Source organism: Thalassospira sp. Z349TD_5 (assembly GCF_056173045.1).
In genome coordinates this window covers 3,469,987-3,495,108 of the sequence record NZ_CM149654.1, presented here as the reverse complement: position 1 = coordinate 3,495,108, position 25,122 = coordinate 3,469,987, and the positions used below count along the sequence as shown (strand labels likewise).

The following is a 25,122-nucleotide window of genomic DNA, read 5'->3' as shown; positions in this document are numbered from 1 at the left end:
CCGCGCTGTCGGCAACCAAGGCCGCAAAACGCTTTAAACGCGTGGGTGTGTTTTTTCGGACAGAATGGCGACAAGTGCGAGCCCGGCAATGATCGCAACATGCTCAAAGAATATGTTGCTTTGTGCAGCGCGTTCGGCCTCCGGGAATGTCCAGTATGCATGTGCCATAAGGGTCGCAACAGCGGTAAATAGTCCCAATGCGCCAGCCGCCAGCCACACCTGACGCCCTAGAATGATTGCAATAGAACCGCTCAGTTGCAGAAGAATAACGCCTGCTGCCAGTGGTGCCGCGGGCGAAAGTCCAAAATGGTTCATCTCACCTATCGCCGCCGACCAGTTGAACAGTTTTGTCAAACCAGACAGCCAGAACGGACAGGTCAGAGCGATCCGGACAATAAGTTCCAGTGCAAAGCTGCTTAACAATTTCGAAATGGGGGCTGGCGTCATAACTTTATACTCATGATAAAGGAAACGGAATTTGGCAGTTGCTTAGTAATAAAGCGGGTTCGGTGCGCCGGTTTCCAATTGGAATTGACCGGCGCACCAGGGGGATTATGATTTTTTCTCAGTCGATGCTGAGTCACACTCGGCTTGAGCGCCATTATCACCACTTGCCATGTGAAACGATTTGCCATGCAGGCAATGGGCTGTCGCTTCCTCAAGCGACATTCTGTCTTTGACCCACGTAACTGCAGTTTCACCGGCGAGCATGCCGAGCAGTCCCAGCAGGGCAATCACAGGAGGGGCAGGTGATCGGGTTCCCAGCAAGGCATAGACAACGCCAACGCCAATTCCGATGCCAACAGAAACGATGTAAGGGGACACGGTCATTCTCTCCTCCCGAGTTAGACAGCAAAACAAGAGCAGCCAAGCGCGCCCCAGAACGATTTCGCATCGGCGATCGGCACAGGGTTATTCCAAGCGATCCCGTGATCATGTCCGTGGACACCACAACCATGATTGCAAGCGTCATGGCATGAGCGCTCCGCATGGCGTACGTTGGGTTCGGGGCGCTGACCCGGGCTTTTCTGGTGCAAAACCGGGCTCCAGGAAGGAGATGCAGGCGGTATTTCCGGAGACAGAGATTGATAGCCGTCTTCGCCGTAGACCACTTTGCCACCAACCATGGTCAGAACCGAATTGATCCGACGAATTTCTTCGGGCCGGACGTTCAGATAGTCAGCAGAAAGGATTGCCAGGTCGGCATATTGTCCGGGTGCAAGCGTCCCTTTGACATCCGCTTCACCCGAGAACCATGCAGAACCCTTGGTCCAGAGCATAAGGGCGGTTTCGCGATCAAGGACATTGTCATTGTCGTAAAGCGACATGCCGCCAACTGTCTTACCAGTGGTTAACCAGTAAAGACCGACCCAAGGATCATAGGATGCAACGCGAGTCGCGTCCGTTCCTGCACCAACCGGAAGCCCATATTCCAGCATTTTGCTAATCGGCGGGGTTGCCATGGCGGCATCCTTGCCATAACGGTTAACGAAATATTCACCCTGAAATGCCATGCGGTGCTGGATAGCAATACCACCACCCAGTGCCTTGATCCGTTCGATATTGCGTTCGGAAACGGTTTCGGCGTGATCAATGATGAACCGTGTCTTGAATGGCTGTTTACCATTCACCCGTTCGAATACACCAAGGAAACGATCGATGGTTTCATCATAGGTCGCGTGAATACGGAACGGCCATTCCCGTTCGGCCAGCAATTCGACGATGGGCTCCAGTTCGCTTTCCATTACCGGTGCCGGATCGGGGCGCGGTTCAAGGAAGTTCTCAAAATCCGCGGCCGACCAGGCAAGGTTTTCACCCGCACCATTCATCCGCAGCATGTTGTCGCCAGCACCCGGTTCGGTCATCCCGACCCAGCGTTCATAATCGCTAAGCTCGTTCCCGGCATTTTGCGCAAACAGGTTGTAGGCAATGCGCACAGTCATTTTCCCATCATCATGCAGACGCTGAATGACATCATAATCTTCGGGATAATTTTGGCCGCCACCACCAGCATCAATCACGCTGGTGATGCCAAGACGGTTCATTTCACGCATGTAATGACGGGTGGAATTGATCTGATCCTCAATCGGAAGTTTCGGCCCCTTGGCCAGCGTCGAGTAGAGGATCAAAGCAGATGGCTTTGCTAGCAAAAGACCAGTGGGGTTGCCCTTGGCGTCTTTTTCAACGACACCGCCGGGTGGGTTTGGGGTGCTTTTATCAAAGCCAAGAACCTTGATTGCGGCCCGGTTCAAAAGGGCACGCCCGTAAAGGTGCAAAATGAAAACCGGTGTGTCGGGTGCGGCGGCATTGATTTCGTCGAGTGTCGGCATCCGGCGTTCGGCAAACTGGAATTCTGACCAGCCACCAACAACACGCACCCACTGCGGGGCCGGTGTAACGGCAGCTTGCGCTTTAAGCATGCGCAGGGCATCGGCAACCGATGGTACATTTTCCCAGCGCAATTCCATGTTGAAGTTAAGACCGCCACGAATAAGATGGGTGTGACTGTCATTAAGCCCCGGGATAATTCGACGACCTGCACCGTTGATCATGCGGGTTTTGCGGTCTGCCAGTTTGCGTATCTCGGCCTCGTCCCCGACCGCAAGAACCGTGCCATCGGAAATCGCAATGGCTTCGGCTTCGGGGGTTTTAGGATCGAGGGTTGTGATTTTCGCATTATAGATAATGGTTTGTGCCGTCTGGCTCATTTCGTTGCTCCTTGCCAGTTTGAACGGAATTGCACCAAGTGTGGTGCTGGCTGCGAGACCCTGAACAAATGTGCGCCGTTTCATTTTTAATCACCTTCGAACTGAAGCTTTTCACCGGCATCAAACCAACAGCGTCTTATCTGCAATGGGTTGGAATGAGTACACTGCAGTCGGTATCAAAGAAGAAAAGCACGACAGAGTTCGGTCTCTGTCGTGCTTTTGGTTTTAGGAGGCTGCCTTCGGGGCGATACGCGGACCATGTTCGACACGTTCCGGTGCCTTGTGAACCATGGTATAGGCGTAATCGACACCCATGCCGTAGGCACCGGAATGTTCTTTTACCAGTTCCATGACATCGTTGTAGGTTTCGCGATGTGCCCAGTCGCGCTGCCACTCAAGAAGAACCTGCTGCCAGGTTACCGGCACGACACCGGCCTGAACCATGCGGTCCATCGCATAATTATGCGCATTAACCGATGTGCCACCCGAAGCATCAGCGACCATGTAGATTTCATAGCCGCCTTCAAGCATTGCACAGAACGCAAAGGAGTTGTTGCAGACTTCGGTCCACAAGCCGGAAACGATCACTTTCTTGCGGCCATTTGCGGCAAGTGCATCACGCACTTTCTGATCATCCCAGGAATTCATAGAGGTACGTTCAAGCAGCGGGTTTTCCGGGAATACTGCCAGAAGTTCCGGGTAGGTATGACCTGAAAAGCTTTCGGTTTCGACGGTTGTGATCGTGGTCGGGATGTTGAAAATCTTGGCAGCCTTTGCAAGGCCAACGGTGTTATTTTTCAGAACCTGACGGTCAATTGACTGAACGCCGAACGCCATCTGCGGCTGGTGATCAATGAAGATGATCTGCGAGTTTTTCGGGGTAAGAAGTTCAAGCTTTTCCATTTTTAGGTCTCCTGTTTGATAAAACGCCATTGCCTGAATGCAATAAGCGCCGGGGAAGGGCATGGGCCTAGGAAGTCGGGATCGCAGACACGATCATCAGCACACCAAAAACGACAAAGATGATACCGGTCAACGCACGCCCACGCTTTGCATGTTCTGGTTTTTGAAACATCTTTACGACGCGCCGCGCGCCGATCGCGTACCCTCCCAGAACAACAAGCTTTGCGACGACAAACGTTAAAACCAGAAGTGCCAGAACAGGTGGGCCGCTCTCTGCGGGAATGAACTGCGGGAACAGTGCCGCAAAAAACAGAACGGCCTTTGGGTTGCTGATCCCGACGCCGAATGAGTAAAACCAGAGGGACAATCCGTCGCGTCCACGTGCTATCTCAGCAGTTCCCTTGGCCTCTTGCGGTTGGTCGATGGGTCTGAGGTAGGTCCATCCCAGCCACAGAACATAGAACGCACCAAGCAAGCGCAGGCTGAGAAAAATCAGTGGATACGCTTCGAGCAAAGCCCCCAAGCCCACCACCGAGAGTGTCGCCAGCAGTGCAATTGCGACAAGATCACCACTTAGCGCACCCAATGCGCGACGCCATCCAAAGGCAAGAGCATTGTTGACGAGAAACAATGTCGACGGACCGGGCGTCGCGCTTTGAGCTGCGCTGATCAAGATAAAAGCAAGATATGATGATAATTCCATTGCACACCCAAGACAATAATTTGTTCAACGAAACAGAAAAGGTTAAAGTAACCCAATAGTTTTCCTGTCTTTTTACAAAGCAGATCGCCGTTTCTAGTCTGACTCTCAAGAAGTGATGAAGAGTCGTGACAAATCCTCAGGCGTTCATCTGGAATCTGATCAGTCCATTATTTATCCCTAGCCAGGGACCGGTGTGTTAAGCAGTTGCTGTTCCCATTGGAATGCGACACCACTCGCCCCGGCATGTTGCTTAAGTATCTCGGCAAGCTCGGGAATATGTTCTTCGCGCGCCCAGTCGCGTTGCCATTCGGAAGCCAGAGCCAGCCATGTCATCATATTCGCGCCAGCTGCGATCATCCGCTGGATAGCGACTTCATGTGCCTCAACTGAAACTCCACCGGATGCATCGGTTATGACCGTGACATCCCACCCTTCGCCAAGGGCCTGAATCGTTGGCATAGCGACACAGACTTCGGTCCACAGACCCGCTATGACAAGTTGCTTGCGACCCGTTTCCTTGACGACATCTACCACTTTGGGGTCTTGCCAAGTGTTGATCAAAGTACGGTCAATAATTTCCTGTCTCGGGAAGACATCGGCAATCTGGGGAAAAATATTGCCGCCCTGACGTGCAATTACAGTTGTTAAGATGGTAGGCACGCCAAACGCCTTGGCAGCTTTTGCCAGTCCCACCGTATTGTTCACCACCATATGAGGGTCGTGGCTGTTGAGGTTTGCAAGTTGGTAGGGTTGATGGTCGATCAGCACAAGTACTGAGTCTTCGGGGCGAAGAAGTGAATCGAGGCCATTACGAATATTCATAGACTGTCCCTTCTGTTTTTTAATCAGGGCTCGTTTGCTCAGGTTGATTTTTAGGGGCCCTATGAACTGACAGTCTCAGGTCTCTGGATAAGACACTAGTACCCGTATATGATATGCTGTGTCGCAACACGGGGAACACGACATTGGACATAGATGAATTAGAAACATTTGTAGAAGTTGCTGATTCTGGGGGGATTTCCCCTGCTGCACGTCAACTGGGTCTATCCAAGTCAATCGTCAGTCAACGGCTTTTGCGTCTGGAATCAGCGCTTGGTGTCCAGCTTCTGGCGCGAACGACCCGCGGTGCCGCCCTGACCGAGGCGGGAGTTACATTTCGCGAACATGCTGCGCGGATTCGGGATGAGTTAGAGTTGGCAAAGGACACACTGCTGCCAACAGGTGAACTTTGTGGCCGAATTCGTATCGCCATGCCGCTTTCGTTTGGTCCGACGCACTTTGCCCCCGTGCTTGCAAAAATGGCGCAACGCTATCCCCAGCTTCAGATCAATGCCTGCTATAGTGATCGCTTTGTCAACCTTATTGCCGAGGGATTTGATTGTGCGATCCGGGTGGGCCTTCTTCCCGATTCCAACCTGCTTGCAAAGCATGTTGGGCCGATCCATGGCAAGCTCGTTGCAAGCCCCTCTTACATCGAGACGCATGGCGCGCCTGAAACGCCCGAAGACATTGTGTTCCATCAAGCCGTCTTACAGGGTACCGAGTCATGGTATCTGATGGACGGTGACAAAACCGTTACGGTGCAGCCGCAAGGGCGTTTCAAGTCCGACAATGGCATTGCCCTGACTGCTGCTGCCGCAGCGGGTCTTGGTATTGGATGTCTTCCCAATTGCCTTACCCATGAATATCTGGTCTCCGGTGCCCTCGTTCCGGTGATGCCGCAATATCCACCCAAATCCGGGGCTGCCTATGTGGTCCGTCCACCCGGAAGTTACCCGGACCGGAAAGTGCGCATACTGACCGAAATGCTGATTGAGCATGTCCAATCCAATCCCCATCTCTGGGAACAAGACCCCTGAATATGCGGGCAAGCGCCAACCCAGAGATCCCGAACAAGCCTGTTCCCGGCAGACATTCCACTTCGCGCGACACAGTTAAGCGCATAGCGTGACTAGCGGAGCGAAAAAACATACGCCACTCTGAGGTGTTCGTCGGCCTGGTAGAGCATCTTGCCTGTCAGATCAGAACGACAAAATGATCAGAGAGGAAGATGCGTATGAGTTGGAATCCAGCATTACAACCGGGCTGTCCCGATGATGTAGATACGGACGCGATTGAGACACTTATTGTCCCGCGCGCAAGAGACCTTGGCGATTTCGAAGTTCGTCGCGCCCTGCCGGCACCAAAGCGGCAGATGGTGGGCCCTTTCATCTTCTTTGATCAAGCAGGACCAGCCGAGTTCCTGACCGGCCAAGGTGTCGATGTAAGACCACACCCGCATATTGGCCTTGGCACAGTCACGTATCTTTTCCGCGGCGATTTCCATCATCGCGACAGTACCGGTGCAGACCAGATCATCCGTCCTGGCGAGTTAAACTGGATGGTTGCCGGGCGCGGTGTTTCCCACTCAGAGCGGACTTCAGCGCAAGCCCGGTCTGGGCCCAACAGTTTGTTCGGGATACAGACTTGGCTCGCACTACCCGATCAGTACGAAGACATGGCACCGACATTCGAACACCATAATAAGGAAACGCTGCCAACAATCGAGGATTCCGGCGTCAAGCTTCGACTTATTCTCGGCAACGCCTATGGCAAATCTGCCCCCGCGACAATGCTCTCAGAAACCTTTTACGCCGATGTGGTGCTCGAAGCAGGAGTTCGATTGCCATTGCCCGATGATCATGAGGACAGAGGCATCTACATCGTTGAAGGGACGATATCGATCGCTGGACAAGAATATGAGGCATCTCAAATGATGGTCTTCCGTCCAGGCGACAAAATCACAGTTGCGGCTGGTGATAGAGGCGCACGGCTTATGATCCTTGGCGGCGCCACCCTTGAAGGACCACGTTACATCTGGTGGAACTTCGTTGCCTCATCACAAGAGCGTATCGAAGAAGCCAAAGCCGAATGGCGTGCCGCAAACTGGGGTAGGGGGCGTTTCGATCTTCCCATCAGTGACCGTGATGAGCACATCCCACTACCGGATTGAACCGCTGCGACGGAACATGTCCTCGACAGCCAAGTCAGTCTGGCGATGCTTTCGCGTTCATTTCAAAACGTCTTTTCCTGAGATCACAGCCATCACCCGCGCTACATCCATGAGATGGACACGTGCAGTTCTGCACGCGGCAAACCAACACCTCTTGGCGTGCTGCTGTGTTGTGAAATTGAGAACGCCAAATTGAATATAGAAGACTTAGAAACATTCGTTGGGGTTGCTGATTCCGGGGGGATTTCCCCTGCTGCGCGCCGACTGGGTCTATCCAAATCAATCGTCAGTCGACGGCTTTTGCGTCTGGAATCAGCGCTTGGTGTTCAGCTTCTTGCGCGAACAACGCGCGGCGCTGCCCTTACTGAAGCTGGCGTTACATTTCGAGAATACGCCATAAGGGTCACTGCCGAAATCGAACAGGCAAGGGAAACGATTATGCCAACGGGTGATCTTCGCGGTCGCCTTCGAATTGCCATGCCGCTCTCCTTGGGGCCAACACACTTTGCCCCCGTGCTTACAAACATGGCACTGCGCTATCCTCGGCTTCAGCTTCATGCTTCCTATAGCGACCGCTTTGTTGATCTTATTAGCGAGGGTTTTGATTGCGCGATCCGTGTGGGGTACCTTCAAAACTCCAATTTGCTCGCTAAACGCATCGGCACCGTCTATTTGCAACTTGTCGCTAGTCCGTCTTACATCAAGGTACATGGCGCTCCGGAAACGCCCCTGGAACTCATAGAGCATCAGGCCCTTATGCAGGGAACAGAGTCCTGGAGATTTATGGATTGCGACAAGGTCGTCACGGTCCAGCCACAGGGACGCTTCAAATCTGACAACGGTATCGCACTTACCGCTGCGGCAACGTCGGGGCTGGGCCTTGCATACCTTCCCGACAGCTTGATCTGTGAATATTTAAGATCCGGCGCACTCATTCCGGTTATGACAAGCTATCCCCCACCGCCTGCGGCTGCATATGTTGTCAGACCACCTGGCCAGCATCCGGTGCGAAAAGTTCAACTACTTACCGAAATGCTGATTGAGTATTTCGAACAAAATCGATGTCTTGGGGGGAGAGCTGGAGGCTTATTGCAAAACTCTGGTTAACTCGCACAGGCCAATCTCAGAAGTAACGAGAATATATCTATTCAGGATTGAGCCTATTTGGGAAAGCGAGTTGCCCATTCTAAATGCCGTGCGCCATGATCGCAGCTTTGTCTTTTTTCATCCAAAAAGACGATAAAAAGAGAATTGTCATCTTTTCTGTCAATTCCGCAGATTTTTGTCAGCTTATGTGTCAATCGGTGTCAACTTATCTGGCAAACGGATAAATCAAGTTATTGATTCTGCTGCATATCGGATGTCACCTTTTGTGGCACCTGACAGTTACATTGAATGTGTCCCACGGTCAGACTAGGGTCTGAACCCAATTGGAACGCTTGAAATTTATAGTCGAAATGTGATTCACCCTTTGGGAAAGGGAGTTATCACATGGCACGATTTGATTTGAGCGATAAAGAATGGGCAATCATTGCTCCTCTTCTTCCGGTTGACGGTCGGGGACCGAAGCGTCGCGACGACAGGACCGTTCTCAATGACATTTTCTACATTCTTCGAACCGATGCACCCTGGCGGGATCTTCCGGGAAGATATGGCCCGCCTACAACAGTCTATAATCGTTATGTCCGTTGGGGAGAACGCGGTATATGGCGCGAGATATTCGAGGCACTGGCATCAGAATATGAAGATGCCCTTGTCTTTATCGACAGTTCGATTGTGAAGGCTCACCGCGCAGCGGCTGGGTCAAAAAAGGGGAACTGGCAGAGGGTATTGGACGCTCACGCGGCGGCAGGATAAGTAAAGTTCACGCCGCTGTAGATGCACTCGGTCGCCCGTTGCGTCTTGCGATCAGTGGCGGACAACTCCATGACAGTAAGATGATCGACTGCTTCCTGAATTGGTCAAAACCACCATTGGCCATTGTCGCCGACAAGGCTTATGGCAGTGCACGTATCCGTCGGGAGATAGAGGATGAAGGTGCCTTGCCGGTGATCCCCGCCAAGGCAAATGCCAGAAAGCCTATCCCTCATGACGCGGGTCTTTACGCCAAACGCAATCTTGTTGAGCGTTTCTTCTGCCGTATGAAGGATATGAGGCGGCTGACCATCCGATACGAAAAGTCCGCAGAAAACTTCCTTAATATGGTCCGGATTTTTGCAATCAGATGTTGGGCCAATTGAGTCCAGACCCTAACTGCTGAAAAATGTCACCTTTTCTGGCAATCAAGCATGCTAAGTAGTTGGTTTCACAGCATGTCGAATGTCACCTTTGTGGCACCTGACAACCTCCTCCCAAAATCCGCCAAACGTTTAAGTACCAGTGTGCCTTTAATCTGGCAGATGCCGATTTGTCATAATTCGGGGTTATGACGTCGTTAATGCCTTGCATGGTCTGGGAGTTTTCTTTGTGAACACCTCAGCGTTCATCGATATTTGACCAACTTTTCGATTGCTTGTGATGAAGCTGAAATCTCTCGGTCTGATGGTGTTTGTTCATGCAAAGCAATTAGTTCATCTTCAGCGTTGCTAGCTAAAGTACCGATTTCCGCAAAGCCATATGTTTTGGCTGTTCCGGCAAGTTTGTGTGTGCAATTTATCAGGTGATGAATTGATGCATCATCCTGCCGGTTTACATATTGTTCCCAGCTCGTCGATATCTCAGTCAATTTTTCCGGAATGCTTTTGGCATAGTCGTCCTGAAGCTTTTTCAGTTTGGATTTGAGATCTGCTTTTTGGGCATCGTTCAATAGAGTCATAGCGTCCTCATTAACGCGCCAATTGTTCCAGCAGGGCACTCGATGCTGTGGGAAAATTTATGAGAAATATGGGCAACTGCTTGTGCTTGAGGACACGTTGCGGGAGTTTCAACGATTACTGCGTTATTTTGAGACGTGTTCAAGATATTCGAGCACGTCTCAACCGAGGCACCCGATAATACAATCGTAAGAGGACGCGCGCCGATTGCGACAAGTGTTTGATGCAGCCATGACAATTGAAGATCAGGACTTCTGACACCTTTCGAAATACAAAATGAAAAGGTGCCTTCCTCAAGGCTTTCCAGAGCAAGTCCTGCAGATGCGAAAGCACAGTAAATATGCCCATTTTCAAGTTTCTGGCCATCTTGGGCAATCATTACAGGAATAGATGTTCTTTTACGAAGATAACGGATGAACCCATCCAGACAGGACTGCGGAACATTCGGCTGGATAATAATTGGAGGGCAGTGGTTGCCAAGTTTCCCGAACAAAGCCGTGACGCTGTCCTGACTTCCTGCACCCATACTGATCAGGAGAAAATTGTGGGAGGAGTCGCTGCTGTCGATCCGGCTCTGAAGTGCTTTCAACTCGTCTTCGGAAGGTTTCGACCAGATATCATTGTCGTCTGTCGCAGGAGCATGATGCCGTCCCCAAAAGAGAATTTTTTCAAGGATTGTGTTGGCAATGCCGTCTATATCGATGTCCATCAGCGAAGCTGATTTCCAGATGACATCAACTGCACCAACTTCCATGAGGCGCTCTGCAAGAGCACTTCGGCGTTCTGTCAGAGAACTCAGGATAATGATTGGCACGTCATGTGTCTGAGCAATTTCAGTTGTGGCCGCAACACCATCAAGTCCTGGCATTGAAATATCCATGGTCACGATGTCAGGGGACAGTTCTTTGACCGCACGGATTGCGTCTTCGCCATCTTCTGCTTCGCCGATGATTTCGATATCAGGATGTGCATCGCACACGGTTCTGATCGCCATGCGCATGAACACCGAATCATCACAGATCAAAAGTCGTATGGGTCGGGAAGGTGTCATATCCTCGCTGCCTGTTGTTCGTGCCACAGTACTCTTTCTCCTGCCGGGCTGATTAGATCAATGGATCTATCGGGTTGGATACAACATCAATGTCAATCGTGGCGGATGCTTCTGCATTTGTTGCCGTGGAACTGTCGTTCACGGATGCCGTTACCGTAAGATGAAGATCATCCGCGGTTTCAGGTGTAATCGTCAAGCCGACAAGGTCGGCAAGCTCAAGACTGTAGCTGCCATCTGGGTTTAATGTCCCTGAGTTCAATGTGGCACCGTTATCGACGCCGTCAATGGTGACCGAAAGCTCTTCTGTCAAAGCCAGATCGCCGACAGTGATTGTCAGGGGAGTAGGGCTGTCTTCGAGTGCAATGGACGGAATCTCAATATCAATGGTCGGGGCATCTGCAACATTAAGGACCTCAAGGTTAATCTCGGCAAGGCTGCTGTTGCTTGTCCCGGTGATCGGGTCACTTACGGTGGCTGTGACTTGCAGCGTGCTGCTTCCCGGCTCCAGTGCTGTGATGGTGAGCCCGGCAAGATCATCCCCGGTCAGGCTCCATGAGCCATCAGGGTTGAGTTCTCCCGCACTGAGGGACTGATCTGAAGTCAGACCTTCTACCGTTACTTCAAGCAACTCGCCGGGCGCCAACACACCAACATCAATGGTGAGCGGTGATGCACTGTCCTCAACCACAAGGCCCGGAAGACCAAGGTTCAGGAGTGGCGCATCTGCAACATTGAGAACCTCAAGATTGATCTCGGCAAGGCTGCTGTTGCTTGTGCCGGTGATTGGGTCATTGACCGTGGCAGTGACCTGTAAGACACCACTTCCCGGTTCCAGGGCCGTAATGGTTAGCCCGGCAAGTTCATCCCCGGTCAGGGTCCATGAGCCATCCGGGTTAAGAACCCCGGCACTCAGCGTCTGATCCGAAGTCAGACCTTCGATTGTGACTTCAAGCACTTCACCGGGTGCCAGCACACCAACATCAATGGTCAACGGGGTGGCATTGTTTTCCAGAACAATGCCCGGCAGGGCAAGGTTCAAGGTTGGCGCATCCGCAACATTAAGGACTTCAAGATTGATCTCGGCAAGGCTGCTGTTGCTTGTGCCGGTGATTGGGTCATTGACCGTGGCAGTGACCTGTAAGACACCACTTCCCGGTTCCAGTGCCGTAATGGTTAGCCCGGCAAGTTCATCCCCGGTCAGGGTCCATGAGCCATCCGGATTGAGAACTCCGGCACTCAGCGTCTGATCCGAAGTCAGACCTTCGATGGTTACTTCAAGCAACTGATCAGGTGCCAAGACGCCAACATCAATGGTTAGCGGGGTTGCTGCATCCTCCAAAACTATTCCCGGAAGTCCGACATTCAGGCTTGGCGCAGGTACTGGCAATGCATCAATTGCGACAATCTCACCATCAAGATAAATTTCAACAGTTTCGATATCGTCGATCGTCAGGCGCAACGCATCAAGCGTAATGCTTTCAGACGAACCAGAATCAACATGACTTTGCAGGGCCTGAAGGGCATCACGAACGCCATCGCTGTTGAGCTGGTCGGATGTCAGATGCAGTTTGAGAACATCATAATGCCACCCGCCATCAACCACACCGACCCCGTCGGAGGTCAGATCAACAGTATAGTTAAGTTCGTCATTTTCACTTTCGCCGTAAAGGCGGTCTGCGCCGGTTCCGGTTAGGCTGTCATTCCAACTGCCGCCTGCAAGGATATCGGTGCCGTCACCGCCATCAAGTGTGTCCGCACCAGACCCACCAATCAGGGTGTCATCACCAGACTGTCCTTCGATGACATCGTGGCCGCTATCACCGTAAATCGTATCGTCGCCGCCGCCAGCCAAAACCGTATCATCTCCGCTATAGGCGTAAATTAGATCACCACCGTCACCCATCTCGATACGATCAGACCACCAAGTGCCATACACGATATAGCCCGGGGTGTTGACGATATCGACATTCAAAGTGCCGGTTACCGACGTCGTGTCACTACCATCTGTAGCGGTTGCGGTTATGGTTAATTGGCAACTATCGACATTACAGTTGTCTGGTGGCGTAATCGTCAGGCCATCAAGTTGGTCAGCAGTAAGGGTTACGGTACCATCGGCATTGACTGTGCCATTGTTGAATGTTGCCCCATCAGGGATGTTGCTGATCGTAACAGAAAGAATTTCACTGCTGTCGCTCAACCCGGCATCGATATCGAGCCTGATCGGGTCGTAACCATTGGCACTGATATCGGTCAAGTTCAGGATTGGCGTGTCGGCAACACCAGCAACATTGATGTTGAGTGTTTCAAACACAGAGGCCGTATCGCTGCCATCGGTCGAGGTTGCCGAGATATCAAGATTAAACGAACCGCTATAGTCGGCTGGTGGTGTAATCGTAAGACCATTAAGCTCGTCGGCGGTTAGGGTGACGGTGCCGTCCGGATTAACCGTACCCGCCGAAAGGGTAGCTCCTTCGGGGATGTTGGAAACAGTGATTGACAGAACTTCACTTGCATCGCTCAGGGCGGCATTGATGTCGAGGGCAATGGCTGTGTCTTCTGCACCGGTTGGTGCTGCAACTTCAAGAGTTGGCGCATCGGCCTGATCTTCAACGGTGATGCTTTGCGTTGTGGATACAGATTGGGTGTCTGTTCCATCCGTTGCGGTGGCGGTAACAGTAAGGTCAATACTGCCCCGGAAATCAGATGGTGTGGTCAGGGTCAAGCCGTCCAGTTCGGCTGGCTCAAGCGTCCAGCTGCTATCTGGGTTTAGGGTGCCCGCCGACAAGGTCGCATTTTCAGGCAATCCGGTGACATTGATGCTGAGAGTTTCAGAACCATCGGCATCCGTAAGTGCTGCATCGATAGTAACCGGATAAGCTATGCCACCGGTTTCCGAAGACTGCACCAAATCAGCATTCCCAACGACAACGCCATCACCAAACGAAATTGCTTCGATTTGGTTTACAGTCAACATTTGTCCGGTATCAAGATCAATGATCTGGGTATTGATGACGCCTTGGTTGGCCGTGAAATTCTGCAATGAATAGGATGTGGATGGCTTTCCTAGATATAGAATATCGTCACCAGAACCACCATCAAGTGCGGAAGACTGACCGATGTCACCGTTGATCGTCAGGCTGTCATTGCCATCGCCCAAGCGGATGTTATTGCCCTGGTTGGTGTCTCCATTCAGGACAACGTCATCATCCCCGCCACGCAGATCAAAGTTTTCATTCATGTTCAGGTCACGGTCGATGACATAGGTCTCGTTTCCATCCGTACCTTGATGGTTAAAACCACCATCATCGACAAAATCATTTTGACCAGTGCTACTGTCTGTCCCTGTTGCGGTGCCTTCTCCAATCGAAACGCTCAAGGTCGGAGCGTCTGCAATTGGATTGACCTGAAGCGAAACGGTATCGCTGACCGCAGATGTGTCTGCGCCATCGGTGGAGGTTGCAGTGACGCCAAGATCAAACGACCCACTGAAGTCAGTCGGTGGTGTGATGGTCAGACCATCGAGCTCATCAGCAGTCAGGGTGACAGTGCCATCCGGATTGATGGTACCTGCCGAGAGGGTTGCACCCTCGGGAATATTGCTGATGGTGACGGAAAGCACTTCACCGGTATCGGTGAGGCCTGCATCGATGTCGAGTGCAATGGCGCCATCTTCGGTGCCAGTAGCGTCCGCCACATTGAGGGTTGGTGCGTCAGCTTCGCCTTCAACGGAGACCGAGATGGTGTCAGAGACCGAAGCTGTATCGGTGCCATCGGTTGATGTTGCGGTGACACCGAGGTCAAACGATCCGCTGTAATCGGCTGGTGGCTTGATGGTCAGACCATCAAGCTCGTCGGCGGTTAGAGTGACAGTGCCGTCTGGATTGATGGTACCTGCCGAGAGGGTTGCGCCGTCTGGAATGTTCGAAACAGTCACCGACAGGACTTCGACTGCATCGGTGAGGCCTGCATCGATGTCGAGAGCAATCGCACCATCTTCGGTGCCGGTAGCGTCCGCCACATTGAGGGTCGGGGCGTCAGCTTCGCCTTCAACTGAGACCGAGATCGTGTCGGAAACTGACGCAGAGGTTTCGCCATCGGTTGAAGTTGCCGTTATGCCAAGATCGAATGACCCGCTGTAATCCGCTGGCGGGGTGATGGTCAGACCGTCGAGCTCGTCAGCGGTGAGGGTGACGGTGCCATCCGGATTGACGGTACCTGCCGAAAGGGTTGCGCCGTCTGGAATGTTCGAAACAGTCACAGACAGAACTTCACCGCTGTCGGTGAGACCTGCATCGATGTCGAGAGCAATCGCACCATCTTCGGTGCCAGTAGCGTCCGCCACATTGAGGGTTGGTGCATCGGCTTCGCCTTCGACAGACACATTGAGCGTATCGCTGGTGGTGGCGGTATCGATCCCATCGGTCGAGGTTGCGGTGACACCGAGGTCAAACGATCCGCTATAGTCAGCCGGAGGTGTGATGGTCAGGCCATCAAGCTCGTCAGCGGTGAGAGTTACAGTGCCATCCGGATTGACGGTACCTGCCGAGAGGGTTGCGCCGTCTGGAATGTTCGAAACAGTCACAGACAGGACCTCGCCGCTATCGGTGAGGCCTGCATCGATGTCGAGTGCAATGGCGCCATCTTCGGTGCCGAATGCATCGGCGACATCAAGGGTTGGTGCATCGGCTTCGCCTTCAACGGAGACCGAGATGGTGTCAGAGACCGAAGCTGTATCGGTGCCATCGGTTGATGTTGCGGTGACACCGAGGTCAAACGATCCGCTGTAATCGGCTGGTGGCTTGATGGTCAGACCATCAAGCTCGTCGGCGGTTAGAGTGACAGTGCCGTCTGGATTGATGGTACCTGCCGAGAGGGTTGCACCCTCGGGAATATTGCTGATGGTGACGGAAAGCACTTCACCGGTATCGGTGAGGCCTGCATCGATGTCGAGTGCAATGGCGCCATCTTCGGTGCCGAATGCATCGGCGACATCAAGGGTTGGTGCATCGGCTTCGCCTTCAACGGAGACCGAGATGGTGTCAGAGACCGAAGCTGTATCGGTGCCATCGGTTGATGTTGCGGTGACACCGAGGTCAAACGATCCGCTGTAATCGGCTGGTGGCTTGATGGTCAGACCATCAAGCTCGTCGGCGGTTAGAGTGACAGTGCCGTCTGGATTGATGGTACCTGCCGAGAGGGTTGCACCCTCGGGAATATTGCTGATGGTGACGGAAAGCACTTCACCGGTATCGGTGAGGCCTGCATCGATGTCGAGTGCAATGGCGCCATCTTCGGTGCCGAATGCATCGGCGACATCAAGGGTTGGAGCATCTGCTACTGCTGCAACATCAACAGTAAGTTCTTCCATCACGACGGCAGTATCATTCCCGTCAACTGACGAGACCAGAACGGTCAAACCAATTTCACCGCTGAAATTAGTTGGCGGCGTAATGGTCAGTCCTTCGAGTTGATCAGGTGTTAGAGACCATGTTCCGTCACCATTGTCAGTGCCGATCGACAATATTGCCCCATCAGGTACGCCGGTTATGGTGATTTGGAGGCTTTCACTGTCATCAAGCAGGGCTGTATCGATATCAAGTGCGATAGCACTGTCTTCCAAACCGCTGGCATCAGACACATTAAGAATTGCACCGTCGGAAACACCGGTAACATCCACAGTCAGGGTATCAGACACAGAATCAGTGTTGACTCCATCAGTGGAGGTTGCCGTAACGCCAAGATCGAATGATCCGCTGAAGTCAGCTGGCGGTGTGATGGTCAGGCCATCAAGCTCGTCAGCGGTGAGAGTGACAGTGCCGTCTGGATTGATGGTACCTGCCGAGAGGGTTGCACCCTCGGGAATATTGCTGATGGTGACGGAAAGCACTTCACCGGTATCGGTGAGGCCTGCATCGATGTCGAGAGCAATCGCACCATCTTCGGTGCCGGTAGCGTCCGCCACATTGAGGGTTGGTGCATCGGCTTCGCCTTCAACGGAGACCGAGATGGTGTCAGAGACCGAAGCTGTATCGGTGCCATCGGTTGATGTTGCGGTGACACCGAGGTCAAACGATCCGCTGTAATCGGCTGGTGGCTTGATGGTCAGACCATCAAGCTCGTCGGCGGTTAGAGTGACAGTGCCGTCTGGATTGATGGTACCTGCCGAGAGGGTTGCACCCTCGGGAATATTGCTGATGGTGACGGAAAGCACTTCACCGGTATCGGTGAGGCCTGCATCGATGTCGAGAGCAATCGCACCATCTTCGGTGCCGGTAGCGTCCGCCACATTGAGGGTTGGTGCATCGGCTTCGCCTTCAACGGAGACCGAGATGGTGTCAGAGACCGAAGCTGTATCGGTGCCATCGGTTGATGTTGCGGTGACACCGAGGTCAAACGATCCGCTGTAATCGGCTGGTGGCTTGATGGTCAGACCATCAAGCTCGTCGGCGGTTAGAGTGACAGTGCCGTCTGGATTGATGGTACCTGCCGAGAGGGTTGCACCCTCGGGAATATTGCTGATGGTGACGGAAAGCACTTCACCGGTATCGGTGAGGCCTGCATCGATGTCGAGTGCAATGGCGCCATCTTCGGTGCCAGTAGCGTCCGCCACATTGAGGGTTGGTGCGTCAGCTTCGCCTTCAACGGAGACCGAGATGGTGTCAGAGACCGAAGCTGTATCGGTGCCATCGGTTGATGTTGCGGTGACACCGAGGTCAAACGATCCGCTGTAATCGGCTGGTGGCTTGATGGTCAGACCATCAAGCTCGTCGGCGGTTAGAGTGACAGTGCCGTCTGGATTGATGGTACCTGCCGAGAGGGTTGCGCCGTCTGGAATGTTCGAAACAGTCACCGACAGGACTTCGACTGCATCGGTGAGGCCTGCATCGATGTCGAGAGCAATCGCACCATCTTCGGTGCCGGTAGCGTCCGCCACATTGAGGGTCGGGGCGTCAGCTTCGCCTTCAACTGAGACCGAGATCGTGTCGGAAACTGACGCAGAGGTTTCGCCATCGGTTGAAGTTGCCGTTATGCCAAGATCGAATGACCCGCTGTAATCCGCTGGCGGGGTGATGGTCAGACCGTCGAGCTCGTCAGCGGTGAGGGTGACGGTGCCATCCGGATTGACGGTACCTGCCGAAAGGGTTGCGCCGTCTGGAATGTTCGAAACAGTCACAGACAGAACTTCACCGCTGTCGGTGAGACCTGCATCGATGTCGAGAGCAATCGCACCATCTTCGGTGCCGGTAGCGTCCGCCACATTGAGGGTTGGTGCATCGGCTTCGCCTTCGACAGACACATTGAGCGTATCGCTGGTGGTGGCGGTATCGATCCCATCGGTCGAGGTTGCGGTGACACCGAGGTCAAACGATCCGCTATAGTCAGCCGGAGGTGTGATGGTCAGGCCATCAAGCTCGTCAGCGGTGAGAGTTACAGTGCCATCCGGATTGACGGTACCTGCCGAGAGGGTTGCGCCGTCTGGAATGTTCGAAACAGTCACAGACAGGACCTCGCCGCTATCGGTGAGGCCTGCATCGATGTCGAGTGCAATGGCGCCATCTTCGGTGCCGAATGCATCGGCTACATCAAGGGTTGGTGCATCTGCTACTGCTGCAACATCAACAGTAAGTTCTTCCATCACGACGGCAGTATCATTCCCGTCAACTGACGAGACCAGAACGGTCAAACCAATTTCACCGCTGAAATTAGTTGGCGGCGTAATGGTCAGTCCTTCGAGTTGATCAGGTGTTAGAGACCATGTTCCGTCACCATTGTCAGTGCCGATCGACAATATTGCCCCATCAGGTACGCCGGTTATGGTGATTTGGAGGCTTTCACTGTCATCAAGCAGGGCTGTATCGATATCAAGTGCGATAGCACTGTCTTCCAAACCGCTGGCATCAGACACATTAAGAATTGCACCGTCGGAAACACCGGTAACATCCACAGTCAGGGTATCAGACACAGAATCAGTGTCAACTCCATCAGTGGAGGTTGCCGTAACGCCAAGATCGAATGATCCGCTGAAGTCAGCTGGCGGTGTGATGGTCAGGCCATCAAGCTCGTCAGCGGTGAGAGTGACAGTGCCGTCTGGATTGATGGTACCTGCCGAGAGGGTTGCACCCTCGGGAATATTGCTGATGGTGACGGAAAGCACTTCACCGGTATCGGTGAGGCCTGCATCGATGTCGAGTGCAATGGCGCCATCTTCGGTGCCAGTAGCGTCCGCCACATTGAGGGTTGGTGCGTCAGCTTCGCCTTCAACGGAGACCGAGATGGTGTCAGAGACCGAAGCTGTATCGGTGCCATCGGTTGATGTTGCGGTGACACCGAGGTCAAACGATCCGCTGTAATCGGCTGGTGGCTTGATGGTCAGACCATCAAGCTCGTCGGCGGTTAGAGTGACAGTGCCGTCTGGATTGATGGTACCTGCCGAAGAGGGTTGCACCCTCGGGAATATTGCTGATGGTGACGGAAAGCACTTCACCGGTATCGGTGAGGCCTGCATCGATGTCGAGTGCAATGGCGCCATCTTCGGTGCCAGTAGCGTCCGCCACATTGAGGGTTGGTGCGTCAGCTTCGCCTTCAACGGAGACCGAGATGGTGTCAGAGACCGAAGCTGTATCGGTGCCATCGGTTGATGTTGCGGTGACACCGAGGTCAAACGATCCGCTGTAATCGGCTGGTGGCTTGATGGTCAGACCATCAAGCTCGTCGGCGGTTAGAGTGACAGTGCCGTCTGGATTGATGGTACCTGCCGAGAGGGTTGCACCCTCGGGAATATTGCTGATGGTGACGGAAAGCACTTCACCGGTATCGGTGAGGCCTGCATCGATGTCGAGTGCAATGGCGCCATCTTCGGTGCCAGTAGCGTCCGCCACATTGAGGGTTGGTGCGTCAGCTTCGCCTTCAACGGAGACCGAGATGGTGTCAGAGACCGAAGCTGTATCGGTGCCATCGGTTGATGTTGCGGTGACACCGAGGTCAAACGATCCGCTGTAATCGGCTGGTGGCTTGATGGTCAGACCATCAAGCTCGTCGGCGGTTAGAGTGACAGTGCCGTCTGGATTGATGGTACCTGCCGAGAGGGTTGCGCCGTCTGGAATGTTCGAAACAGTCACCGACAGGACTTCGACTGCATCGGTGAGGCCTGCATCGATGTCGAGAGCAATCGCACCATCTTCGGTGCCGGTAGCGTCCGCCACATTGAGGGTCGGGGCGTCAGCTTCGCCTTCAACTGAGACCGAGATCGTGTCGGAAACTGACGCAGAGGTTTCGCCATCGGTTGAAGTTGCCGTTATGCCAAGATCGAATGACCCGCTGTAATCCGCTGGCGGGGTGATGGTCAGACCGTCGAGCTCGTCAGCGGTGAGGGTGACGGTGCCATCCGGATTGACGGTACCTGCCGAAAGGGTTGCGCCGTCTGGAATGTTCGAAACAGTCACAGACAGAACTTCACCGCTGTCGGTGAGACCTGCATCGATGTCGAGAGCAATCGCACCATCTTCGGTGCCGGTAGCGTCCGCCACATTGAGGGTTGGTGCATCGGCTTCGCCTTCGACAGACACATTGAGCGTATCGCTGGTGGTGGCGGTATCGATCCCATCGGTCGAGGTTGCGGTGACACCGAGGTCAAACGATCCGCTATAGTCAGCCGGAGGTGTGATGGTCAGGCCATCAAGCTCGTCAGCGGTGAGAGTTACAGTGCCATCCGGATTGACGGTACCTGCCGAGAGGGTTGCGCCGTCTGGAATGTTCGAAACAGTCACAGACAGGACCTCGCCGCTATCGGTGAGGCCTGCATCGATGTCGAGTGCAATGGCGCCATCTTCGGTGCCGAATGCATCGGCTACATCAAGGGTTGGTGCATCTGCTACTGCTGCAACATCAACAGTAAGTTCTTCCATCACGACGGCAGTATCATTCCCGTCAACTGACGAGACCAGAACGGTCAAACCAATTTCACCGCTGAAATTAGTTGGCGGCGTAATGGTCAGTCCTTCGAGTTGATCAGGTGTTAGAGACCATGTTCCGTCACCATTGTCAGTGCCGATCGACAATATTGCCCCATCAGGTACGCCGGTTATGGTGATTTGGAGGCTTTCACTGTCATCAAGCAGGGCTGTATCGATATCAAGTGCGATAGCACTGTCTTCCAAACCGCTGGCATCAGACACATTAAGAATTGCACCGTCGGAAACACCGGTAACATCCACAGTCAGGGTATCAGACACAGAATCAGTGTCGACTCCATCAGTGGAGGTTGCCGTAACGCCAAGATCGAATGATCCGCTGAAGTCAGCTGGCGGTGTGATGGTCAGGCCATCAAGCTCGTCAGCGGTGAGAGTGACAGTGCCGTCTGGATTGATGGTACCTGCCGAGAGGGTTGCACCCTCGGGAATATTGCTGATGGTGACGGAAAGCACTTCACCGGTATCGGTGAGGCCTGCATCGATGTCGAGTGCAATGGCGCCATCTTCGGTGCCAGTAGCGTCCGCCACATTGAGGGTTGGTGCGTCAGCTTCGCCTTCAACGGAGACCGAGATGGTGTCAGAGACCGAAGCTGTATCGGTGCCATCGGTTGATGTTGCGGTGACACCGAGGTCAAACGATCCGCTGTAATCGGCTGGTGGCTTGATGGTCAGACCATCAAGCTCGTCGGCGGTTAGAGTGACAGTGCCGTCTGGATTGATGGTACCTGCCGAGAGGGTTGCGCCGTCTGGAATGTTCGAAACAGTCACCGACAGGACTTCGACTGCATCGGTGAGGCCTGCATCGATGTCGAGAGCAATCGCACCATCTTCGGTGCCGGTAGCGTCCGCCACATTGAGGGTCGGGGCGTCAGCTTCGCCTTCAACTGAGACCGAGATCGTGTCGGAAACTGACGCAGAGGTTTCGCCATCGGTTGAAGTTGCCGTTATGCCAAGATCGAATGACCCGCTGTAATCCGCTGGCGGGGTGATGGTCAGACCGTCGAGCTCGTCAGCGGTGAGGGTGACGGTGCCATCCGGATTGACGGTACCTGCCGAAAGGGTTGCGCCGTCTGGAATGTTCGAAACAGTCACAGACAGAACTTCACCGCTGTCGGTGAGACCTGCATCGATGTCGAGAGCAATGGCGCCATCTTCGGTGCCAGTAGCGTCCGCCACATTGAGGGTTGGTGCGTCAGCTTCGCCTTCGACGGAGACCGAGATGGTGTCAGAGACCGAAGCTGTATCGGTGCCATCGGTTGATGTTGCGGTGACACCAAGATCAAATGACCCGCTGTAATCTGCTGGCGGTGTGATGGTCAGACCGTCAAGTTCGTCAGCGGTGAGGGTGACGGTGCCATCCGGATTGACGGTACCTGCCGAGAGGGTTGCGCCGTCTGGAATGTTCGAAACAGTCACCGACAGGACTTCGACTGCATCGGTGAGGCCTGCATCGATGTCGAGAGCAATCGCACCATCTTCGGTGCCGGTAGCGTCCGCCACATTGAGGGTTGGTGCATCGGCTTCGCCTTCAACGGAGACCGAGATGGTGTCAGAGACCGAAGCTGTATCGGTGCCATCGGTTGATGTTGCGGTGACACCAAGGTCAAACGATCCGCTGTAATCGGCTGGTGGCTTGATGGTCAGACCATCAAGCTCGTCGGCGGTTAGAGTGACAGTGCCGTCTGGATTGATGGTACCTGCCAAGAGGGTTGCACCCTCGGGAATATTGCTGATGGTGACGGAAAGCACTTCACCGGTATCGGTGAGGCCTGCATCGATGTCGAGTGCAATGGCGCCATCTTCGGTGCCAGTAGCGTCCGCCACATTGAGGGTTGGTGCGTCAGCTTCGCCTTCAACGGAGACCGAGATGGTGTCAGAGACCGAAGCTGTATCGGTGCCATCGGTTGATGTTGCGGTGACACCGAGGTCAAACGATCCGCTGTAATCGGCTGGTGGCTTGATGGTCAGACCATCAAGCTCGTCGGCGGTTAGAGTGACAGTGCCGTCTGGATTGATGGTACCTGCCGAGAGGGTTGCACCCTCGGGAATATTGCTGATGGTGACGGAAAGCACTTCACCGGTATCGGTGAGGCCTGCATCGATGTCGAGTGCAATGGCGCCATCTTCGGTGCCGAATGCATCGGCGACATCAAGGGTTGGTGCATCGGCTTCGCCTTCAACGGAGACCGAGATGGTGTCAGAGACCGAAGCTGTATCGGTGCCATCGGTTGATGTTGCGGTGACACCGAGGTCAAACGATCCGCTGTAATCGGCTGGTGGCTTGATGGTCAGACCATCAAGCTCGTCGGCGGTTAGAGTGACAGTGCCGTCTGGATTGATGGTACCTGCCGAGAGGGTTGCACCCTCGGGAATATTGCTGATGGTGACGGAAAGCACTTCACCGGTATCGGTGAGGCCTGCATCGATGTCGAGTGCAATGGCGCCGTCTTCGGTGCCAGTTGCGTCGGCCACAGCGATGGTTGGGGCGTCAGCTTCGCCTTCAACAGACACATTGAGCGTATCGCTGGTGGTGGCGGTATCGGTGCCATCGGTGGAGGTTGCGGTGACACCGAGATCAAACGATCCACTGTAATCCGCTGGCGGGGTAATGGTCAGTCCTTCGAGTTGATCAGGTGTCACAGACCATGTTCCGTCACCATTGTCAGTACCGGTCGATAATATTGCCCCATCAGGTATGCCGGTTATGGTGATTTGGAGGCTTTCACTGTCATCAAGCAGGGCAGTGTCGATATCAAGTGCGATAGCACTGTCTTCCAAACCGCTGGCATCAGACACATTAAGAATTGCACCGTCGGAAACTCCGGTGACATCAACGGTCAGGGTGTCAGAGACAAATTCTGAGTCGGTACCATCGGTAGAGGTTGCGGTGACACCGAGGTCGAACGATCCGCTGAAGTCAGCTGGCGGTGTGATGGTCAGGCCATCAAGTTCGTCAGCAGTCAGGGTGACGGTGCCGTCCGGGTTAACCGTTCCCGCCGAGAGGGTTGCTCCCTCTGGGATATTGCTGATGGTGACGGAAAGCACTTCACCGGCATCGGTGAGGCCTGCGTCAATATCAAGCGCAATTGCGCCGTCTTCGGTGCCGGATGTATCGGCGACATTGAGAGTTGGTGCGTCTGCTTCGCCTTCAACTGAGACCGAGATCGTGTCGGAAACTGACGCAGAGGTTTCGCCATCGGTTGAAGTTGCCGTTATGCCAAGATCGAACGATCCACTGTAATTTTCTGGTGGCGTGATGGTCAGGCCGTCAAGTTCGTCAGCGGTGAGGGTGACGGTGCCGTCCGGGTTAACCGTTCCCGCCAAGAGGGTTGCGCCTTTAGGAATATTGGAAATGGTCACAGACAGCACTTCCCCAGCATCAGTGAGGTCTGCATCGATATCAATCGCAATGGCGCTGTCTTCGGTGCCGGATGTAGATGCTGATACTGACAGGGTAGGAGTATCGGCTTGGGTTTCTGAAATAGATGAGGTTGAAGAACCTTCGGCACTGCTTGATGCACTGCCACCGCCGCCGCCAATTGAGCGGTTGGGGGCGGAAGAGCCAGCAGGATTGAAGTTGTTGTTTCCGGTCGCAGATGGGGACTCAGGAGCAAAAAACTGTTCTGCGCTTGGAGCACCTTCATTCACGGGCTGACCTGCTGCTTCAGAAGTCGTAGATCCATTGCTGCCCGGATTAGCCAAAAATGAGATGGAATCGGTGTCGCCTTCATATGAACCAAGAAAGTTGTTTCCTGATCCAAGCTGGTTCTGAAAATCGTTCGAGGTCAGCTCGATATCAGAAAAGGGCTGGTTCGAGCCGGATTGATCAATGTTTGGGCTAAATGGATCATAGGGATCACGATCGCCGGTATGGACGCTGGCCAAGGCAGATTGCTGTCGCATCAGCGCAAGGGAAAAAGGACTATTTCCAGTTGAAAGTTTGGGAACCAGAAACTGTACTTGTTCGGGGGTATAGGCCAT

At 53.7% G+C, this 25,122-nt stretch carries 13 protein-coding genes and 1 pseudogene; 4 read left to right on the top strand and 10 right to left on the bottom strand.

The window, feature by feature from the left end; genetic code table 11:
- Positions 1-33: 33 nt before the first annotated feature.
- The 6 genes from AC0VXT_RS16110 to AC0VXT_RS16085 all read right to left on the bottom strand — a co-directional run bounded on the left by AC0VXT_RS16110 (position 34) and on the right by AC0VXT_RS16085 (position 5,136).
- Entirely contained in the window at positions 34-447 is a 414-nt protein-coding gene (locus AC0VXT_RS16110; protein ID WP_475546229.1) for a DoxX family protein, read from the bottom strand.
- A gap of 105 nt (positions 448-552) precedes the next feature.
- Positions 553-831 carry a DUF1427 family protein gene (locus tag AC0VXT_RS16105; protein ID WP_475546228.1) on the bottom strand — a complete coding sequence of 93 codons (279 nt, stop codon included), beginning with the start codon at positions 829-831 and terminating at the stop codon, positions 553-555.
- A gap of 14 nt (positions 832-845) precedes the next feature.
- Positions 846-2,792, bottom strand: coding sequence for an amidohydrolase (locus AC0VXT_RS16100; protein WP_475546227.1), 1,947 nt, complete (start codon positions 2,790-2,792; stop codon positions 846-848).
- A 141-nt stretch (positions 2,793-2,933) separates the two neighbouring features.
- Positions 2,934-3,611 carry a hydrolase gene (locus AC0VXT_RS16095; protein WP_475546226.1) on the bottom strand — a complete coding sequence of 226 codons (678 nt, stop codon included), beginning with the start codon at positions 3,609-3,611 and terminating at the stop codon, positions 2,934-2,936.
- Between the two features lie 67 nt (positions 3,612-3,678).
- Positions 3,679-4,314, bottom strand: coding sequence for a LysE family translocator (locus AC0VXT_RS16090; RefSeq protein WP_475546225.1), 636 nt, complete (start codon positions 4,312-4,314; stop codon positions 3,679-3,681).
- Between the two features lie 177 nt (positions 4,315-4,491).
- The gene (locus tag AC0VXT_RS16085) at positions 4,492-5,136 is read right to left on the bottom strand and encodes a hydrolase (RefSeq protein ID WP_475546224.1); all 645 of its coding nucleotides are present in this window, start codon (positions 5,134-5,136) and stop codon (positions 4,492-4,494) included.
- 113 nt (positions 5,137-5,249) lie between these two features.
- On the opposite strand from AC0VXT_RS16085, the gene AC0VXT_RS16080 reads away from it, so the two are divergent.
- The 4 genes and pseudogenes from AC0VXT_RS16080 to AC0VXT_RS16065 all read left to right on the top strand — a co-directional run bounded on the left by AC0VXT_RS16080 (position 5,250) and on the right by AC0VXT_RS16065 (position 9,546).
- Entirely contained in the window at positions 5,250-6,173 is a 924-nt protein-coding gene (locus AC0VXT_RS16080; RefSeq protein ID WP_475546223.1) for a LysR family transcriptional regulator, read from the top strand.
- A 197-nt stretch (positions 6,174-6,370) separates the two neighbouring features.
- A complete protein-coding gene (locus tag AC0VXT_RS16075; RefSeq protein ID WP_475546222.1) occupies positions 6,371-7,306 on the top strand; it encodes a pirin family protein in 936 nt (311 codons plus the stop codon).
- 114 nt (positions 7,307-7,420) lie between these two features.
- Positions 7,421-8,413 carry a LysR family transcriptional regulator gene (locus AC0VXT_RS16070; RefSeq protein WP_475546221.1) on the top strand — a complete coding sequence of 331 codons (993 nt, stop codon included), beginning with the start codon at positions 7,421-7,423 and terminating at the stop codon, positions 8,411-8,413.
- Positions 8,414-8,797: 384 nt separating this feature from the next.
- Positions 8,798-9,546: pseudogene (locus AC0VXT_RS16065) on the top strand (IS5 family transposase).
- Positions 9,547-9,788: 242 nt separating this feature from the next.
- Here AC0VXT_RS16065 and AC0VXT_RS16060 read toward each other — a convergent pair.
- The 4 genes from AC0VXT_RS16060 to AC0VXT_RS16045 form a co-directional block, all read right to left on the bottom strand.
- Positions 9,789-10,121 (bottom strand): Hpt domain-containing protein, encoded by a 333-nt coding sequence (locus tag AC0VXT_RS16060; protein ID WP_475546220.1) that lies wholly within the window; start codon positions 10,119-10,121, stop codon positions 9,789-9,791.
- Entirely contained in the window at positions 10,118-11,113 is a 996-nt protein-coding gene (locus AC0VXT_RS16055; RefSeq protein WP_475546219.1) for a response regulator, read from the bottom strand. The genes AC0VXT_RS16060 and AC0VXT_RS16055 overlap by 4 nt, the downstream gene beginning before the upstream one ends.
- 109 nt (positions 11,114-11,222) lie before the next feature.
- A complete protein-coding gene (locus AC0VXT_RS16050; protein ID WP_475546218.1) occupies positions 11,223-19,616 on the bottom strand; it encodes a beta strand repeat-containing protein in 8,394 nt (2,797 codons plus the stop codon).
- On the bottom strand, positions 19,549-25,122 hold the full coding sequence (locus tag AC0VXT_RS16045; protein ID WP_475546217.1) for a beta strand repeat-containing protein: 5,574 nt from the start codon (positions 25,120-25,122) through the stop codon (positions 19,549-19,551). The genes AC0VXT_RS16050 and AC0VXT_RS16045 overlap by 68 nt, the downstream gene beginning before the upstream one ends.